Annotated in this window: 19 protein-coding genes; 11 read left to right on the top strand and 8 right to left on the bottom strand. The window is 61.2% G+C overall.

The window, feature by feature from the left end:
* The 4 genes from A7V84_RS21395 to A7V84_RS00600 form a co-directional block, all read left to right on the top strand.
* A partial coding sequence (locus tag A7V84_RS21395) for a hypothetical protein (RefSeq protein ID WP_328586962.1) occupies positions 1-374 on the top strand: 374 nt, incomplete at its 5' end.
* A gap of 168 nt (positions 375-542) precedes the next feature.
* Positions 543-872, top strand: a complete 330-nt coding sequence (locus A7V84_RS20975) for a hypothetical protein (RefSeq protein ID WP_127070837.1) — start codon at positions 543-545, stop codon at positions 870-872.
* Positions 873-1,303: 431 nt separating this feature from the next.
* On the top strand, positions 1,304-2,248 hold the full coding sequence (locus A7V84_RS00605) for an XRE family transcriptional regulator (RefSeq protein ID WP_082833039.1): 945 nt from the start codon (positions 1,304-1,306) through the stop codon (positions 2,246-2,248).
* A gap of 126 nt (positions 2,249-2,374) precedes the next feature.
* On the top strand, positions 2,375-3,385 hold the full coding sequence (locus A7V84_RS00600; RefSeq protein WP_063492644.1) for a P63C domain-containing protein: 1,011 nt from the start codon (positions 2,375-2,377) through the stop codon (positions 3,383-3,385).
* Between the two features lie 258 nt (positions 3,386-3,643).
* Here A7V84_RS00600 and A7V84_RS20555 read toward each other — a convergent pair whose 3' ends face one another.
* The 5 genes from A7V84_RS20555 to A7V84_RS20965 form a co-directional block, all read right to left on the bottom strand.
* Entirely contained in the window at positions 3,644-4,186 is a 543-nt protein-coding gene (locus tag A7V84_RS20555; RefSeq protein ID WP_174978377.1) for a hypothetical protein, read from the bottom strand.
* Between the two features lie 179 nt (positions 4,187-4,365).
* A complete protein-coding gene (locus A7V84_RS00595) occupies positions 4,366-4,545 on the bottom strand; it encodes a hypothetical protein (RefSeq protein WP_063492374.1) in 180 nt (59 codons plus the stop codon).
* 307 nt (positions 4,546-4,852) lie between these two features.
* Positions 4,853-5,272: a hypothetical protein gene (locus A7V84_RS20970; RefSeq protein WP_127070839.1), complete on the bottom strand. Its 420-nt coding sequence runs from the start codon at positions 5,270-5,272 to the stop codon at positions 4,853-4,855.
* A gap of 498 nt (positions 5,273-5,770) precedes the next feature.
* Positions 5,771-6,912 (bottom strand): IS3 family transposase gene (locus A7V84_RS00590; RefSeq protein ID WP_231940069.1). Its coding sequence is split into 2 segments (ribosomal slippage): positions 5,771-6,660 and positions 6,660-6,912, totalling 1,143 coding nucleotides; the frame shifts between segments, so codons are not numbered across the junction.
* Between the two features lie 166 nt (positions 6,913-7,078).
* The gene (locus A7V84_RS20965; RefSeq protein WP_127070841.1) at positions 7,079-7,717 is read right to left on the bottom strand and encodes a hypothetical protein; all 639 of its coding nucleotides are present in this window, start codon (positions 7,715-7,717) and stop codon (positions 7,079-7,081) included.
* Between the two features lie 65 nt (positions 7,718-7,782).
* Between A7V84_RS20965 and A7V84_RS00580 the strand changes: the two genes are divergently transcribed.
* The 3 genes from A7V84_RS00580 (at position 7,783) to A7V84_RS00570 (ending at position 9,836) form a co-directional block, all read left to right on the top strand.
* Positions 7,783-8,016 carry a hypothetical protein gene (locus tag A7V84_RS00580; RefSeq protein ID WP_063492377.1) on the top strand — a complete coding sequence of 78 codons (234 nt, stop codon included), beginning with the start codon at positions 7,783-7,785 and terminating at the stop codon, positions 8,014-8,016.
* A gap of 87 nt (positions 8,017-8,103) precedes the next feature.
* Positions 8,104-8,343: a helix-turn-helix transcriptional regulator gene (locus A7V84_RS00575; RefSeq protein WP_063492378.1), complete on the top strand. Its 240-nt coding sequence runs from the start codon at positions 8,104-8,106 to the stop codon at positions 8,341-8,343.
* Between the two features lie 365 nt (positions 8,344-8,708).
* Entirely contained in the window at positions 8,709-9,836 is a 1,128-nt protein-coding gene (locus tag A7V84_RS00570) for a helix-turn-helix transcriptional regulator (RefSeq protein ID WP_063492379.1), read from the top strand.
* Between the two features lie 599 nt (positions 9,837-10,435).
* On the opposite strand, the gene msbA is transcribed toward A7V84_RS00570, so the two are convergent.
* Positions 10,436-12,214: a lipid A export permease/ATP-binding protein MsbA gene (gene msbA / locus A7V84_RS00565; protein WP_025512321.1), complete on the bottom strand. Its 1,779-nt coding sequence runs from the start codon at positions 12,212-12,214 to the stop codon at positions 10,436-10,438.
* 104 nt (positions 12,215-12,318) lie between these two features.
* Here msbA and A7V84_RS00560 point away from each other — a divergent pair, with 104 nt between their 5' ends.
* The 4 genes from A7V84_RS00560 to A7V84_RS00545 are packed head-to-tail and all read left to right on the top strand — an operon-like array spanning position 12,319 to position 14,880.
* Complete coding sequence (locus A7V84_RS00560) at positions 12,319-13,287, top strand: glycosyltransferase family 9 protein (protein ID WP_025512322.1); 969 nt, start codon at positions 12,319-12,321, stop codon at positions 13,285-13,287.
* Positions 13,288-13,300: 13 nt separating this feature from the next.
* Positions 13,301-14,065 (top strand): YdcF family protein, encoded by a 765-nt coding sequence (locus A7V84_RS00555; RefSeq protein ID WP_025512323.1) that lies wholly within the window; start codon positions 13,301-13,303, stop codon positions 14,063-14,065.
* Positions 14,066-14,069: 4 nt separating this feature from the next.
* A complete protein-coding gene (locus A7V84_RS00550) occupies positions 14,070-14,327 on the top strand; it encodes a YkgJ family cysteine cluster protein (RefSeq protein ID WP_081694955.1) in 258 nt (85 codons plus the stop codon).
* A gap of 25 nt (positions 14,328-14,352) precedes the next feature.
* Positions 14,353-14,880 carry a GNAT family N-acetyltransferase gene (locus tag A7V84_RS00545; RefSeq protein WP_033534405.1) on the top strand — a complete coding sequence of 176 codons (528 nt, stop codon included), beginning with the start codon at positions 14,353-14,355 and terminating at the stop codon, positions 14,878-14,880.
* Between the two features lie 18 nt (positions 14,881-14,898).
* On the opposite strand, the gene A7V84_RS00540 is transcribed toward A7V84_RS00545, so the two are convergent.
* Both A7V84_RS00540 and A7V84_RS00535 read right to left on the bottom strand, forming a co-directional pair.
* Positions 14,899-16,053 (bottom strand): glycosyltransferase family 4 protein, encoded by a 1,155-nt coding sequence (locus tag A7V84_RS00540; RefSeq protein ID WP_033534406.1) that lies wholly within the window; start codon positions 16,051-16,053, stop codon positions 14,899-14,901.
* Entirely contained in the window at positions 16,031-16,756 is a 726-nt protein-coding gene (locus A7V84_RS00535) for a polysaccharide deacetylase family protein (protein ID WP_025512328.1), read from the bottom strand. The genes A7V84_RS00540 and A7V84_RS00535 overlap by 23 nt, the downstream gene beginning before the upstream one ends.
* Positions 16,757-16,763 lie beyond the last annotated feature (7 nt).

Raw genomic sequence — 16,763 nt, 5'->3', positions numbered from 1 at the left:
CCCCCCCCCTCACCCTCGCTGAGCTGCGCGCAATCCAGGACCGGAACCCCGGGCAGCGAGACGTGCTCGCGCTGCTGTGGGAGCTCCAGCGAGCTGCGCTCGGCGCTGCTGCGCCTGCAGCAGGTGTCCGGCGACCTAAAGCGGCCGCCGAGTCTGATGGGCCAGATCTACGACAATTTGCTGCGGGTCTGGCCAAGGAGTCTTGTGTCTTGGAACGGGACCAGATGACGGCTCAGTTGCTGGAATCGCCGCGCAGGCTGCGCAAGGCCGTGATGCCTGTCCGCCTGGCGGCCACAGGAGCCAGCATTACCTTCGCCGCACAAGTGCCACTATCATGGATGAACTCGGGGCCTCTTCCGACGTTATTGACCTAGGCCTAAATCACAAGAAAGCAAAGCGCACAACACGAACCTACCAGCGTCAAACCATGTTACCCAGGGAAAAGAGACCTCGATACTCTTGGAGATCGCCTCACGAAATTGCTCGGAGATCCGGCCAATTGGCTGCCAAACCTTAGAACAGACGCCCAGGAGACCTAACGCATGCAAGACATCGAGAAGTTCATCAAGTATCTCGTGGAGCGAGACATCACCTTTCTCTGGGGAAATCTCGGGCCACAGGGTTGGGAAAAAATGCCCGTTTCACCCGAGGAGCTTCCTCGCTATCTCTCCGATCCGCCAGCATTTCTAGCACAGAAACGCGGGGTTCTTCGCCAGCAATATCTTGATTGGCACGATTCCAATTTCAACGTTTACTGCGCAGGACGAACCAAAGCCGGAAAACCTTGCAAGAACCTAGTGCCAGGAGGTGGAGCAGTATCGCCAGCCCGATGGGTTGAGATGCAAGGAGGCTTCTGCTCGCTTCATTGCTAAAGGGGGCTACTGCTAAGCCCGCCATCGGCGGCACTTTACGCTTTGAGCGCCAAAAGCCCAGCATTCCTGCTCGGGACAATGACCCTGACCTTTATCTCTGAGATGCTGGCAGAGGTCGAGAGGCTTGAAGCCTTAAGAGCAGAGCGCGCGGACGCCTCCGTCACGCCGCCTCCCGCGCCCTCAGGGGTTTCTGGCGACGACGACCACTCAAACCGTCCTGCAGACGATTCAGAGTCCGTGTCCCCGGATTCGGGATATGGCCGTTCATGAATTTCGAGATCCACGAGTAGCTAACGCCCGGGGCGTCCGCTACTCGCTTCCACTCTCCACGAAGGCCTGCAAGCTGCTCTCGGACGCGAGATTCGATGGTTTGTGTGCTCACGGCCAAACAATAGCAACACTTTGCTAGCAAGAAATTGAACACTGCGCCAATGAAGAAGCTTTCCCTGAATGACGTCCTAGCTACCAACCTTGCCAAGCTGATGGATCAGCAGGGTCATAGGCAGGCGTCTCTGGCAAAACTATCGGGCATCGGGCAAACAACGATCAGCCTCTATCTGAGCCCGAGCCGGCGCCAACCAAGCAAGAGCGGCAAACTCCCATCTGCGAAGCTCAGTGAGGTAGAGGTTCTTGCCGAAGTGCTTGGGGTCGCGCCTTGGGAGCTTTTGCGGCCCCAGGAAAAGCCCCATAGCTCCGGACAGCAGAGCCTCCCCTCCTCGCCTGCCTCGAAAGTGGGCGCCGTCGACGTCCCCAGCCCCGATGAGGAAGATCCGTTCCCGATGGCGCCGGTCGAGCTGGCTCCATGGGAAGGTGGGAGGCCTGTCGATGACCGAGAGCATGCCCCGCCTCCAAGGCTGAACTTGGATAGGACGGTCGTAGCCAACGTAGACCCGGGTGAGCCCCAGGCGGCAAATGAGCGATTCGAAAAAGTCCCCGAGCTCCGCGATATGCGCCTGGCTGCCGGAGAGAGTATCGAGAGCCATACCGAGGAACAGACTGGCTTCGTCCAGTTCCGCCGCTCTTTCCTGCGCTCTGTTGGCGCGGATGCCGGCCGCGGTCGAGTCGTGTATGCAAAAGGGGACAGCATGGAACCTATCATCCGCGACGGCGCTGCCCTTCTTGTTGTGCCGGATCTGGGCCTGACGTTGTCTGACGTGGCCGCCGGCGGCGTCTACGCCATCAACTACGAAGGGAAGATGATCGTCAAGACGGTGGCTAAGGATCGGCTGACCGGGCGCTGGGTGGCGAAGTCGTTTAATGCACAGCATCCTGATATCCCCCTAGAGGGTGATGCTTCGGTCAGAGTGCTGGGGCGAGTGGTGTGGGCTGGCATACAGTTGGGAGAGGATGAGCGGGGGCAGTGGGTGCGGTCTTAATCGGTTGAGGCACAACAGTGTTGTGATCCCGCCATGCACTGAATTCGCCATTTTGCACGCATATGATTGTTTTTTGCGTGCAACATGAAATAATGCACGCATCTAAGCCAATAAAAGGTGATGCGCATGACTGATAAGAAGGTGACGGGGCGGGCTGTAGGTGGCGCGGCGCGGGCTAAAAGCCTCACTCCTGAGCAGCGGTCCGAGTCCGCACGCAAGGCCGCAAAAGCAAAGGCTGCGAAGGCCAAATTGCCGGTGGCTACGCACGGTTCGACTGATCATCCCCTGCGGCTCGGCGACATTGAGATCCCTTGCTATGTCCTGGAGGATGGGACTCGACTTTTATCCTTGACCGGCCTGAACGGTGCCCTGAAGATCTCCTCCGGGTCTACTCGATCCGGGGACAGCCGCCTTGTCCAATTTGTCGAATCTGACAGCATCCGCCCCTACGCAAAAAACCAGCTTGCAGAGGCGTTGCGAAACCCAATCGAATTTATCCCGCCACATGGAGGTCGCTCAGCCCACGGCTATCCAGCTACCGTCCTCGCCGATATTTGCGAAGGAGTATTGGCTGCACGCGAAGCCGGCCCCCTGACTACGACCCAGCAAGCAATCGCTAAGCAGTGCGAAATTCTAGTGCGCGGTTTCGCTCGCGTAGGGATTATTGCCCTCGTTGATGAAGCCACTGGTTACGAGAAAGATCGAGCGAAGAACGAACTGGCCAAGATTCTCGAGGCGTTCGTTGCTAAAGAGCTGCAACCATATGTGAAAGCGTTCCCCACAGACTATTACGAACAACTGTTCCGTCTGCGGGGTCTCAAGTACCCCCCCGATAACCCTCGCTTCCGGCCGCAGTACTTCGGTGTGCTGACAAATGACATTGTCTATTCTCGGGTGGCGCCAGGATTGCTCGAAGAATTAAAAAAGCAAGCCGCCAAGGACGAAAGGAAGGCTCATTTGCATCGGCGTCTTACGCAAGAAATCGGACATCCGAAATTGCGCGAACACCTGGCGTCGGTCGTGACGGCTATGAAACTCTCTTCCGATTATCCGGACTTCATCACTAAGCTGAACCGGCTGCACCCCCGATTTGAGGGACAGGCCAGCCTGGATCTTGAAGATGCAGACAAGGGTTAAGGCGCCCTTCACATTCAGCCACCTCCGGGTGGCTTTCTCATTTGAATGGCGCCTAGCGCGGGACAGTACCCTAGCCGAGCCGGCCCCTTAAAAGAAAAGCCCCTCCGAAGGGGCTTCGTACTTTGCAGGCTCAAACATCCCCGCAGGATACAGCGTCTTTGGCGGCAACCACTCCGCACTCCTTAGCTTCAGATGATTGCCCTTCGCACACGCGACAAAGCCCGTAACGGGGGTATGAAAAAAACTACCAACAGGCAATTATTTCTGAGGCAAGTCGCTAGCACGATCAACCGCAGAAACAGGAGTTGCAATCGAGGCACTCGAAGTCGCGGCCTCTTTCGCCTCTGCCACCTCGACTACATCGCCTTGCATTGGCCTCCCTTCTGTATATTTACTGCGATCAAAAGTAACGATACGACCGAATACAACCTGCACCCACTCTGGATAGTTGTATGCAGTCCCTCTGTTGTGGTCAATGATGGCTCCAATGCCTCCGCCAAACAGAATATTGCCGAACATACCGGCGCCAGCTCGAGAAATAGCCGTTCCGCTCGCCTCATCGGTGCGCTGTGCAGACTTACAACTAATGCTCAGGTTTTCACCCGATTTATTGACCATGGCATGCTTGCCTGATTCGATCTGATATTCGCCTTTGTCATTTTTTAGTTCGCATTTGGCATCGCCGACAGCCGCCCCTTGTTCATCCAGAACGTCCACTCGGACAAGCTGGGTCTTCTCCCCTGTTATCGACGCACAACCGGACAACACCAAAGCGAGCACCCCAACGAACGCACCCTTCATCTTAAATCTCCATTTTGTAAGAATCAGAGACTTAATATTACTCGAAATGTACCAAGCGCTAAGGCGTCAGACTCTGTCTGATTTTTGCTAATTAACGATTCAAGTCACGTGAATCTATGTTAGGCAATTCTGATGATCCCCAAGCAAAAACCCCTCACGGGGCTTTTTGCTTTCTGGACTCAACGGTTGATGCCATAGCCTGCTCGGGCAAGGCCCAGCAACTCCGGCGACAACCTCCGCAGCCTCAGCGACTGTCCTATGAAGGTGCCGGCAGAGTCCCGATATAGCAGCCTGGCGTACTCCACTTCGTCGCCATGCTTGGTCTGCATCTTGTGGATCGAGGCTCGGATCAGGGTCATCTTTCTTTCCTTTGAGGTAGCGGGCCAAGCGGAGTGCCTGCTCTTCCTCTATTCAACCCCACCATCCGCGCAGAGTACTGCGTTTTTGACGCCCCCTACGGCTTCCTGGGCTGATCTGGAACGGAGTCCACCGGTCCTGCTTCACCCCGGCCCCCGGTCCCTAATTGCTCTGCTAGCCGGAGTGCTGGACGAGCTTACCCGCTGCGTCAAAGTGCAGTTGCACCACGCTGGATGAGGAGTCGGCGCCGCCAATGAACGCGCCGACAAATGGGATGTAGCTTGCAGGGCGGGCCGTTCCCTCAAGAAACTACTGATCAAACTTCACGTCAAGCGCACGCCAAGTCTTTGAGTCGGACGAATACTCCATATCTGCGGTATAGCGTGTCCGGACTGTTGCGCCAAAACCGTTTTGCGCATCAACCCATGACGAGATCGAAAATTTACAGGTGTCGGTGCGAACGCTTTTAGCTTCGGGCATTAGCGCGAACTTCGCGGTGCCTGGCGAACGCAATTGTTGGGCGGCCGCCTTCTGCGACATGACATAAGCCATCGTCTCATCGCCGCACTCCTTGGCTGCGCCTTCCTTTCCGCCGAACGCGAAATATAGTCCAGCACCAATAGCTATCACAGCAATGCCAATAAACGGGCGTGAGATAGAGGCCGGGGCGGGCGGGCTGCTTTCTTTTGCTATATAGGCCTCCGCCTCTTCTCTAGTATCAAAACTCACGCCTCCCCCGCTTGACCTAATAAACCAACGCCCGCCCTTACCTTTGCGCGGCCTCAACTCCTGTCCGCTGGCCATAGCAGCCTCCAGTAACAAAACGAATCATCAATCGTAACTGATCAGTCTTCGAACGAATGAGCAAAGTTTTGCCTGACCGATATAGCAAAGTTTTGCTGTTGTTCATTCATGCACCTCCATCCGCCTAGGCCAAAGCCCAGCAAACGGAAGCGCAGAACGCAGCAGAGAACGCCTAGGCGGAAGCCAGCTAGTAGGGCCGCGTTGAAGCGCCAGCAGTACCCGCTCTTTAACAACCAGCCAAGCGATAGAACAGGCCGATGGTCCGCAAGGACGACTAGGCCCAGCACGCAACCCCCTACTGCTCAAGAAAGATCAGGGGCTATCGGTGCGCGCCTTGCCCCGGGAGTGGGGCTATAGAACGCGTGCCGATTGAAGAGGTAGCGCCACGACCCAGAGCCGCGATGAGCTGACCCTAACCCCGAATTAGTCCGGATCAGAAGTAGAGATTTCCGGCTCATTGAGGTTGGCAATTTGGCCGTCGGCCAAGTGCTGGCGCGCATATTCCGCAGGTGCCTGCCACTTCAGCGCAGAGTGGGGACGAACCTCGTTATAGTACGTCCGCCAAGCGTCGATTTTCTCCTTGGCGTCGGCAAATGACAAGAACCAGTGGCTGTTCAGGCATTCCTGACGGAAGCGGCCATTGAAGGATTCGCACTGCGCATTGTCCGTCGGCTTGCCGGGCCGGCTGAAGTCGATTTCCACCCCGTTTTCGTATGCCCATTTGTCCATGGCTTTGGAGATGAACTCGCTGCCGTTATCGGTTTTGATGACGCGCGGCAAGCCACGCAGTGCGCATACTCGCCCGAGCGTCGCCACCACGTCGTCACCCCGCAGGTTTTGCCCGATGTCGATGGCCAGGCACTCTCTGGTGTAATTGTCGACCAGGGTCAATGCACGCAGACGGCGGCCGTCGAACAATTGGTCCATGATGAAGTCCATGCTCCAGATGTCATTGATCGCTTGTGCGATCACTTTGGGCTGGCGACGTTGCGCCGACTTATTGCGCTTGGGGCGCTTGTGCCGCAAGGACAAGCCTTGTTCGCGATACAAACGGTAGACCCGTTTGTGATTGTCCCGATAGCCTTCGCGGCGCAACATCACGTGTACACGCCGGTATCCGTAGTGAACCCGCGTATGTGCGATCTCGTGGATTCGCATGATCAGCGCGCCACTGTCGCGTCGGCACGATTCGTAGCGATACAACGACCGGGAAATCATGACGACGGCGCATGCCTTGGTCACCCCGACGCCGTAGCGCTTCATCAGATCATCCACGAGTAAGCGGCGCCGCGAAGGCTTCAGAGCTTTTTTGCCAGAACGTCCTGCAACAAGGCCTTGTCCAGTGACAGGTCCGCAACCAGGCGCTTGAGTCGATTGCATTCCTCTTCAAGCTGGCGAAGTCGTCGCAGCTCCGAGGGACCGAGCCCCCCGAATTTCTTCTTCCAGTTGTAGAAGGTGGCTTCGCTCACGCCCATCTTGCGGCAGACTTCGGGCACGGCAGTTCCCAGTTCGGCCTGCTTCAACGCAAAAGCGATTTGCTCTTCGGTGTACTTCGATCTCTTCACGGCATGGCTCCTATTCCGTATGGTGAAATCATGCCGGATTTCTCTAATTTAGATCGGTACTAAAAACTGGGTTAGGGTCAATGGTCTCACCTATGAGTCACGCAGGGAAACAGCGTCTGGGACAACACAACCCGGAAACTCACGCAAACGCTTGACTGTAGACACTCTAGAAATCATCACAATCGCCGAACACTTTGAACTCTAACGGAGTTTCCTTAAGCGCTCCAAAATCCACCCTAAGGCGCTCCATCCAGTCCGAAAGACCTCTATTCACATTAGATAGTCGCATCTGTGAACGGGATAGAAGCTCCGCACAATCTACATACAGAAACTTCCGTTTCAAAAGATTTGGCCCGATATCCGCGCTGCGTCCTTCTCCTTCCCCACTAGCCAAGTCCCGTGCAACCCCTGATGCCTCCGCAATCAGTATCAATGCGCGTACGTCACGCGTCTGCACCCGGGCTGAATCAATCTGAGTCGCAAGCAATTGAAGCCGTTCGGCGTTGGGAACACTGCAGAGTCGCTCCCAATCCTGCGTCACTCTCGCTAGATCCGCAACGAGCCAATTTAGTTGATGCGCCAAAGACCAGTCGACATGCAACTGCTGCAGCGCGGCCGCCTTCTTCGCCTGCATATGCTGCCATGCAGGCACAGCCACTGCGACGATTGCTGTCGCTAGCGTTCCGACTGCTGCCAATGCTTCCCAATTGAACGGGCCGATTCGGTCCCACGGCACAAACACCGCCGCCGTCGCAACTGCAACAACGCTTAAGCCGATCACTTCGGGCCATTTTGAATCGTGCATGGCTTCTCCCAGGATACACAAGCTGTGCCGCGAAGATCGTACCCCACACCTACCGGAGTGTCAGCATGAGGCCGCTCGGCCTATTCGAGACAACGCTGGCCACGCCCAGCGCACCCTACGCCATCGACCCCAACGAAATCGGCGGCGCCATCCGCCCATTCATCCGGTTCTGTCGAGAGCGTCTGAGCGCCCCCGAGGGAGCAATCAGCCTGGCGCTCATCATCGAAGAGTCTTGGAAGAGAGGCCGGAACCATCCCTACCTGACGGCGTGGGATGCATTCAACAGGGAAACAGCATGACCCCCAACGCCAGCAGCACGGCGACGCACGGCCAGCGCCCGAACAACGAACACAGCGCCAACGCCGGCGCAACGAAGGAGAGTTGAGATGGACCATACCCAGAAGCTGATCTACCGTGTCTCTGAAGCCAGGAAAGCACTGGGCGTCTCGACCGCGACGATCTACCGGATGTGCCAGCGAGGCGAGTTCGTCAAGGGTAAGATCGGCGCCACCCGTAGCGTTGGCATCACAGCAGAATCGGTCAACGCCGTGGCAGCCCAGATGGGCATAAGCCCGGCCGGCCAGACGGCAAGCACGGTTCAAGTGGGTAGCCAAATGGGTAGCTAGAATAAAATAGCGACGCAAAATAAAAACCAACCAATTGATTTTTATACTATTTTTATAATTAACGATAACACTACGACATAATCCTGATTTGAAGCGCTCCGGCGGCTCCAGACGCCCCGCTTCACCAGCCCCGGCTTGCGCCGGGGCTTTTTTGTCCGCCCTGGCGCCACGCCGAGGCGCAGACCAGGGTTTCCCTGGCTTTCATTGGCCTGAAGGGCTCATTGATAATTCATCAAATCAAGAAACCTGACGTTACATAAACCGACAGACCGTCGCGCCGGGAGCAGGCTGGCCGGTCGATAGGTTGAAGCGGCCTTGGGCGCCGCCAGAAAGGGAAATCGCCTCTCATTCATACAGGGCCGACGATGAAACCTGAACGCTTGCTGTCAGTGGAACGCGCCCTGTTGGCAGGGGTACTGTCCGATACGGCCTGGAATGACGGCCTGATGCAGCTTGCCGGCCTGGCCAAGGCCTCCTATCTGGCGATCATGACGCGGGATGAGCGCAGCGGGCAATTCCATGTGCTGGAGCCGGTCGAGGTGTCGCCGAGCCTGTTGAAGGACTACGAGGCGGAGTTTCGTGAAATCAACCCGATGAATGGCATGCGGGATGTGCTGTCGGCCGATGGCGAACAGTACCTCGACTGGACCGCGCTGGGCCATACATTCATCCGTCGCAGCCGCTATTACCAGGATTTCATGCGCAGTTATGACCTGGGTTATCTGATGGCACATCGGGTGGATACGCCGGAATCCCCGGGCAGCATACTGTCCATTCACAAACTGGCAGGAGAGGCGCCCTTCGAGCAGGAGGACGCTGGCGCCATTGCCGCGGCGCATGCCAGCCTGCAACAGACCTTGCGCCTGCGGCAACGCCTGCAAGGCCTGCAGCAGGCTCAACTATGGCAGCGCAGCGCGCTCGATGCGCTCAGTTTCCCAATCATGATGGTCGACCCCCTGGGAGGTGTGAAGCAGGCCAACCGTGCGGCCGAGGCGTGGCTGTCGCAACCGCAATGCCCCTTGGCTTGCCGAGGGCGGGTGCGCGACCGCGACGCCCTGCTGAACATCCTGCGCCAGGCCCAGGGGCGACCCGGCACGGCGCCCAAGGTCGCTTCGATTCGCTTATCGGATGAGAACCAGCAGTCAGGCGCAATCTGCGTCGCGCTGCCAGTGGGCGAGGAAGACGCGACCCGAGGCACCTCCGGGCGCATTGCCTTGCTGATGGTGTGGCCCGTGCAACCCAGGGAGCCTGCCCGCGCGCTCTTGCAGCAGGTGTTCGGTTTGAGCGTGAGCGAGGCCCGCGTGGCCGAGAAGCTTGCGCAGGGCCATACGCCGCAGGAGATTGCGATCCTGCAATCGCTGGGCGAGTCGACGATACGCTCGCATATCAAAACGATTTTCCGCAAAACCCATGTGCACCGGCAACATGATCTGGCGCGCCTGCTGACGGAGCTGGCCCTCATCGACAAGCCAGCCAACGGTTTCGACAACTAGGGGCGGCACGCAGCGCAACCACGTATCGTGTCGATTTTGTACGAAATCACGCCTGGTTTGGCAGGTCTGCCCGAGGCCACTCGATAGACTGCACTTATCCGTTCCGAGCCCACAGGACGCGGCCCTGCCGGCCGGCGTCAACGGTTCGGCGCCGTGGTCACGACGCCTGCCGGGCCGGATACACGCAGCGAGGAACTCAGCCATGCGCAAGCACAACCCCTCCCCCGCCAAAGCGGTTAGCATCGTCTGGAGTCACCCCGGACTCAATGGCCCTGCCTCTCAAGAGGCAGAGCACCGCCAAGAACAGAGAACCGTGACCCTGTGGCTGTCGCCCGATGTGGCGATGGCCTTCTCGAACCCCGAAGTCGAGGTCAACGCGGCGTTGCGCGACTGGCTGGCCACCCACGCGGCGGCCTGAAGCGACAGCGCCGCACGCCACGGCCCCGGAAACGAAACGGGCGCCTCCCTGGTGGAAGGCGCCCGGAAGAAGGTCCGCGTGAACGGCAGACTCTCTTTGCAAGGGTGATCAGTCTAACGGATGGACTTTTGAGGAAATATGACGGTTCGTAAAAACCCCGTATTTTCAGACCTGTGCTGCCTCAATCGTCCCGGAACTGCATGTTGTAGAGCGTGGCATACAAGCCGCCAGCCGCCAGCAGTTCTGCGTGCGGACCATGTTCGACGATGCGCCCGGCATCCATCACGATAATGCGGTCGGCATTCTGCACCGTGGACAGGCGGTGCGCGATGACCAGTGTGGTGCGCCCGTGCATGAGGCGTTCCAGCGAGCTTTGCACCTGGCGTTCGGACTCGTTATCGAGCGCCGACGTCGCTTCGTCCAGGATGAGGATAGGCGCGTTCTTGATCAGCGCGCGGGCGATGGCCAGGCGCTGACGCTGTCCGCCGGACAGGCGGGCGGCGTTTTCCCCTACCTGCGTATGGATCCCTTGCGGCTGACTCTTGACGAAATCATGCAGATTCGCGTCGGTGAGCGCGGCCATGATGCGTTCATCGTCCGCCTTCTTGCCCAGCGCGCCATAGCCCACGTTGGCCGCGATGGTGTCGTCGAAAAGCACGACATCCTGGCTGACCAGCGACAGATGTGAACGCAGGCTGCGCAGATTCAGTTCGTTGATGGGCACATCATCGATCAGAATCTCGCCCGAAGTCGGCAGCACGAAGCGCGGCAGCATGTTGACCAGCGTCGTTTTCCCGCTGCCTGAGCGCCCGACCAGCGCGATGGTCTGGCCCGGCTCGACCGTAAAGTCGATGTCGCGCAGGGTGTCGTGATCGGCGTCGGGATAGCGATGCGCGATCTGACGGAACTGGATTTTGCCGCGCACCGGCTCAGCCAGCTCGCGGGTGCCTTCGTCAACCTCGGGGATCTGGTCCACCAGCGTGAAGACGCTTTCGGCGGCGACCAGCATTTTCTGCATTTTGCTGGCGAGGTTGGTCAGGCGTTTGATGGGATCAAAAATCTGCGCCAGCGCGCTCATGAAGGCGGCGAAGGCGCCGGCCGTGAGCGCGCCCATATTCGCCTGGCCCAAGGCAACCGCGATGACGGCGGCGACCGCCACGGAGATACAGACCTGAGTCAAGGGCGTGAGCGCCGCGTCGGCCACGGCGGTGCGCATGGCGAAGCGGCGCAGACGCGCATTGACGTAGGCGAAGCGGCCGCGCTCGACCTCGAAACCGTCGAACAGCTTGACCACGCGTTGGCCATCGATGCCTTCGCTCACCACGCGGGTCAGCTCGGCGTTCATGTTGACGGTTTCGCGGTTGATGCGCCGCAGACGCCGGGCGAACTTGCGCGCGATCCAGATCGAAACCGGCATCACCACCAGGATGATGACCGTGAGCAGCCAGGACATGTACAGCAGCACGCCGATCAGCGAGATCACCACCAGGGTTTCACGCACCAGCACCGTCAGCACGTCGGTGGCGTAACCGGTGACGTTGCCGGCGTCGATGGTGAAACGGTTGAGCAGGCGCCCGGTGTCACCACGCTTGAAGTCCGCATCGGGCAGACTCAGAAGGCGGTCGAACATCTCGCGCCGGATGCCCAGCAGGACGTTGTTGGCGACCCACGCCAACAGATAGTCGCTGAAGAAGTTGCAGACCCCGCGCAGGAAAATCAACCCCACCACGGCCAGCGGCACCGTCCAGATGTACTGCGGCTTGTCGCCAGCGAACCCACCGTCGATCAGCGGTTTCATGATGACGGCCAGCGTGGGTTGAGTGGCTGCCGCCCCCGCCATCAGCAGAACGGCGAGCAGCAGCCCCTTCCAGTGGGAGCCGACGCGGCTGTAGATCCGGTGCCACAACACCGTCCTGACCGGCTCGTTGCCGGCGCTTGCATCACGTACGCCTGAAGTCAAGACTCAACTCGCTTGAATACAATCATGGGCAGAATTGTACCCTCGCGCCCGCCGACGGCAGGCCCAAGCCGATAAACCCGCCCGCCAGGGCCAAGCCACTGACTATGTCCGCTCTTCCCACCCTTTATGTCCGCGTGCCCAATTGGGTGGGCGACGTCTGCATGAGCCTGCCCAGCCTGCGTCTGCTGCAGGCCAGCGGCATGCCGCTGGTGATCTGCGCCCGTCCCTGGGCGCGCGACCTGCTCGACGGGCTGCCCAAGTCGGATTTTCTGCCCATGAGCGGGCGCTGGCGCAGCGATCGCGCCACCGTCGCGCGCCACCGCGCCGCCCAGGGCCGTCCGGCGGCCCGGGGCCTGTTGCTGCCCGACTCCTTGTCCAGCGCGGCGGTCTTCCGCCTGGCCGGCGTGCCCGCCGCAGGCTACCGCGACGATGGGCGCAGTCTTTTGCTGCGCTGGCCTGTCGCCAAACCGTCCGCGCCGCTGCACGCCGTGCAATCCTGGTACTACCTGACGCGCCAGGCTCTGCAGACCTGGGGCCTGCCTGCCGGCGCGCCGGATGCGGGCCCCTCGCTGGATCTGCCATTGACCGAGCGCCATCAGAGCGAGGCCCGCTCCGCCTTGGCACAGGCCGGCCTGGCGGGGCGCCCTTTCGTGTTGATCGCCCCCACCGCGACCGGCCTGCACAAAGGGAAAATCAAAGTGTGGCCTCAGTTCGACGCGTTGACGCGACGCTTGCAAAGCGAGGGGCATACCGTGGTAATGTGCCCCCCTGCGCAGGAAGCGCAGGCAGCCCGGGAGGCCGCGCCCAGCGCGCAGCTCCTGCCGCCCTTGGGCCTGGGCGCCTTCGCCAGCCTGACCGCAAGCGCCGCGCTCGTCATCTGCAATGATTCCGGCGTCTCGCATCTGGCTGCCGCGGCGAACGCCCGCGAACTCACCCTGTTCGGCGTGACGCGGCGCGAGCGCACCGGCCCCTGGTCGGCGCGTGCCGTATGCCTGGGGACCGAAGACGCCTGGCCCGCACTGCCCGAAGTCGAGGGCACGGCGCTGCGACTGTTGACCGACACAGGCACTTAGCAAGTACGTGGATATGGAAATCAATAGCTACCTCACCAATCTCATCATCCCGGTCAATCTGTGCATCGCCCTGATCGTGGCGGGCGTGGTGCTGGGCTTGCTGCGCTGGCGCAAGACCGCCGCTGCCCTGGTGGCCGCGGGCCTGATCTGGGTGTTCGCCTGGTCGCTGCCGGCGACCTCGCTGTGGCTGGGCGGTGCGCTCGAACACCGCTACCCTTACCAGGACCCCAGGCAAGCGCCCACGGCCGACGCCATCGTCGTACTGGGAGGCAATACGGCCAACGGTCGCGCCAACTGGTTCCTGCCTTATGACAAGGACACCGCCATCATGCGGGTGGATACGGCGACCGACCTTTATCTGGCCGGCCGCGCGCCCAAGGTGGTGCTGTCGGGCGGCGCCCTGGAGGGCAATGTCAGCGAAGCCCAGGGCATGGCGCACCGCATGCGTCAGCGCGGCGTGCCGGATTCGGCCCTGGTGCTGGAGAACGCCAGCCGCAACACCTACGAGAATGCCGCCCTGACCGAAGACACGCTGCGCGCCAACGAAATCAAGAAGGTCCTGCTGGTGACCTCGGCGCTGCACATGCCGCGCTCGATGGCGGCGTTCTCCAAACAGGGCGTGCAGGCCATCGCCGCCCCGGCCCCACCGCAGATCGTGCTGCCGCCGGACTCGACGCTGTCGCCCTGGCTGCCGGATGCCCGCACGCTGGATGCCAGCCGTTCCATCATCAAGGAGTATGCGGGCCTGCTGGTTTACTGGCTGCGCGGCTGGGTGTAGGCCGATGCAATGCCGTCCGGGCTGCGCGGCCTGCTGCATCGCGCCTTCGATTTCCAGCCCCATCCCCGGGATGCCACAGGGCAAGCCCGCCGGCACGCCCTGCGTGCAGCTGGACGAGCACCTGCGCTGCCGGATCTTCGGCCAGCCAGAACGCCCCGCAGTCTGCAGTTCCTTGCAGCCCAGCGCCGACATGTGCGGCAGCCACCGGGAAGAGGCCCTGCAGTGGCTGACGTGGCTGGAACGCGAAACGTCGAACGCCTGATCCCCGCCCGCCCCCCCCCCGACTCATGAGCGATCCCATAGCAATCCGCAGCCTGAACGGCGTTCAGACCGCTGCGCTGGCTGACGCCTTGGCCGAAATCCTGATCGACTGCGTCGAAGGCGGCGCTTCGGTGGGCTTCATGCAAGCGCTGACCCGCAAGGTTGCACAGGACTTCTGGCATGGCGTGGCCGGGAGCGTGGCCCGCGGCGAGCGCACGCTGCTGATCGCACAGGACCCGGCCGGCACGGTTCAGGGCACTGTGCAACTGATCACGTCCATGCCACCCAACCAGCCGCATCGGGCCGACATTGCCAAAATGCTGGTGCACCGCCGCGCCCGGCGCCAGGGCGTGGCGGGCCGCTTGCTGGCCTCGGCCGAGCAGGCGGCAAGAGAACAGGGGAAAAGCATGCTGGTGCTGGACACGGAAACAGGCGGGCAAGCCGAACGTCTGTATGCGCGCCACGGCTGGATCCGGGTCGGCGAGATCCCGAACTATGCCCTGAAACCTGACGGCCGCCCCTGCGCCACGAGCTACTTTTACAAGCTGCTGTGATCACTGCAGCTTGGTGACCTAGCGTGCCCGGGACTGCGCGGCAAGCACCTCACGGTAGAGCGCTTCATAGCGCCCGGCAACGGCCGCCCAGCTCTGGCGCACTGCCAGCTGATGCCCGGCCTGAGCCAGCGCAGCGCGCAGCTGCGCATCGCCGCCAAGACGCCCGAGCGCGGCTGCCAGCGCCTGCCCGTCGCGCGGGTCCTGCAGGATCAAGGCATCCTTGCCATCGCTCAGGTACTGCGCAAAGCCGCAGTAGGCCGGCGGGCTGATGATGACCGGCAGGCCGTGGGCCATCGCCTCCAGGGGCGCCATGCCGAAACTGTCATTCAGGGTGGGGTGCGCGTAGATATCTGCCGCGGCGTAATAGCGATCGACCTCGGGCGTGGGCTCGACCAGACAGACGCGATCGGCCACCGGGCTTTGCGCCACGGCCTGGCGCGCCGGCGCATCGGCGCCGACCACCAGCAGACGATAGTTGGCGGGCAGCTGCTCCAGCGCTGCCAGTAATGCGGGCAATCCCTTGCGCAGCGGATTGCGCGCCACCAGCAGACAGGCGATCTGGCCCTCGGCCAAGCCGAGGGCTGCACGCGTCGCTGCGCGTTGGCCCGCTGGCGCCGGCGCCGGCAGATGCACGCCCGGCGGGATGGTCGAGACCGGCAGGGCCTGCCCGTAGGCCGCGTGCATCTGGTCGACGATCAATTGCGACACGGCCACGACCCGCTTGCCCGGCACCTGGCGGACTCGGAAATGCTCCAGCCACAGATAGGTGGCCAGCCTGGGGCTGACCCAGGCCGCCAGACGCCGCCAGAAACCCGCCCCGTGCAGCCGGTTGTAGCGCACCGGGGTCACGTGCATTACCTGCACCTGGCCGGCCCAGCCATTCATGTGCGAATGCACGATGTCGAAGCCGCCCCGGCGCGTCAGACGCGATGCCCGCCAGGCGAAGTACAGCACCCGCATCCAGCTCGGCAGACGCCGGCTGACCCGCACCGGCAGGTAGGGCAGCTCAAGATCGCTGTCGTACTCGCGTGCGATGACGCTGACATCATGCCGGGCCGACAGCACCCGCATCAGCTCCACGCCATAGGCTTCGGCACCGCCGAAGCGTTTGCCGAAGCGGTCGACCAGCAGGGCTATGCGCAGGCGCGGCTCAGCGCCGGCGGCGGTCTTCATAGCCGGTCAGCGTCTTGAGCAGGAAAGTGGGCAGGCGGGTGGAGCGCGACACGGTGACCCGGGGCAGCCCGAAAGGATCGTCGGCCGCCGAGGCGCGTCCGCGCACCGTCAGGGTGGCGTTGTCATAGCCGGCCTCGCGCGCCATGGCCAGATGCTCCGGGCCGTGATCGCCGTAGGGATAACAGAAGGCCGTCACCGGCGCGCCCACGACCTGCTCAAGCACGTCCTTGGACTGGCGGATCTGGCGACGCGCCTCATCCGGAGCCATCTGCGGCAGGTGAACGTGATCCAGCGTGTGCGACCCGACTTCGTGGCCAGCATCGTGCCATTGGCGGATTTCGGCCGCACTCATCAGGCCGGAATGCGGAATGCCTTTTTCGGCATCCCAGACATTGCCGCCGTCAAGCTGGTTGGCAACGAAATAGTTGGTGGCGGTGAACCCCACATCGGCCAGCACGGGCGCCGCATTGTCCAGCACATTGCGATAACCGTCGTCAAAGGTGACGCCGAAGACCTTGCCCTGGCGTTCGCCGCGCAGATAGGGCATGAGATCGCGCATGGAAAGGCCGCGATAACCCAGCCGGCGCATCCAGATCATCTGGCGGCGGAAGTCGTCAGGGTGCACGGTCAGGCCGCGATACGGCGTGCCGCGCGGCCCGGGCGTGCCGATCTGGTGATACATGAGGATGGGATAGGAGTTCATGCAGACA

It is taken from the genome of Bordetella trematum, assembly GCF_900078335.1.
GTDB classification, from domain to species: domain Bacteria; phylum Pseudomonadota; class Gammaproteobacteria; order Burkholderiales; family Burkholderiaceae_B; genus Bordetella; species Bordetella trematum.
Note: the sequence above shows the minus strand (reverse complement) of the source record. Positions and strands in the feature narration are given on the sequence as shown.

Coding starts and splice junctions, on each gene's coding strand:
- A7V84_RS00560 (WP_025512322.1), top strand. CDS start 12,319: ATGTCCGCTCTTCCCACCCTTTATGTCCGCGTGCCCAATTGGGTGGGC.
- A7V84_RS00580 (WP_063492377.1), top strand. CDS start 7,783: ATGAGGCCGCTCGGCCTATTCGAGACAACGCTGGCCACGCCCAGCGCA.
- A7V84_RS20975 (WP_127070837.1), top strand. CDS start 543: ATGCAAGACATCGAGAAGTTCATCAAGTATCTCGTGGAGCGAGACATC.
- A7V84_RS00545 (WP_033534405.1), top strand. CDS start 14,353: ATGAGCGATCCCATAGCAATCCGCAGCCTGAACGGCGTTCAGACCGCT.
- A7V84_RS00540 (WP_033534406.1), bottom strand. CDS start 16,053: ATGAAGACCGCCGCCGGCGCTGAGCCGCGCCTGCGCATAGCCCTGCTG.
- A7V84_RS00570 (WP_063492379.1), top strand. CDS start 8,709: ATGAAACCTGAACGCTTGCTGTCAGTGGAACGCGCCCTGTTGGCAGGG.
- A7V84_RS00600 (WP_063492644.1), top strand. CDS start 2,375: ATGACTGATAAGAAGGTGACGGGGCGGGCTGTAGGTGGCGCGGCGCGG.
- A7V84_RS00595 (WP_063492374.1), bottom strand. CDS start 4,545: ATGACCCTGATCCGAGCCTCGATCCACAAGATGCAGACCAAGCATGGC.
- A7V84_RS00605 (WP_082833039.1), top strand. CDS start 1,304: ATGAAGAAGCTTTCCCTGAATGACGTCCTAGCTACCAACCTTGCCAAG.
- A7V84_RS00550 (WP_081694955.1), top strand. CDS start 14,070: ATGCAATGCCGTCCGGGCTGCGCGGCCTGCTGCATCGCGCCTTCGATT.
- A7V84_RS20965 (WP_127070841.1), bottom strand. CDS start 7,717: ATGCACGATTCAAAATGGCCCGAAGTGATCGGCTTAAGCGTTGTTGCA.
- A7V84_RS00535 (WP_025512328.1), bottom strand. CDS start 16,756: ATGAACTCCTATCCCATCCTCATGTATCACCAGATCGGCACGCCCGGG.
- A7V84_RS00575 (WP_063492378.1), top strand. CDS start 8,104: ATGGACCATACCCAGAAGCTGATCTACCGTGTCTCTGAAGCCAGGAAA.
- A7V84_RS00555 (WP_025512323.1), top strand. CDS start 13,301: ATGGAAATCAATAGCTACCTCACCAATCTCATCATCCCGGTCAATCTG.
- A7V84_RS20555 (WP_174978377.1), bottom strand. CDS start 4,186: ATGAAGGGTGCGTTCGTTGGGGTGCTCGCTTTGGTGTTGTCCGGTTGT.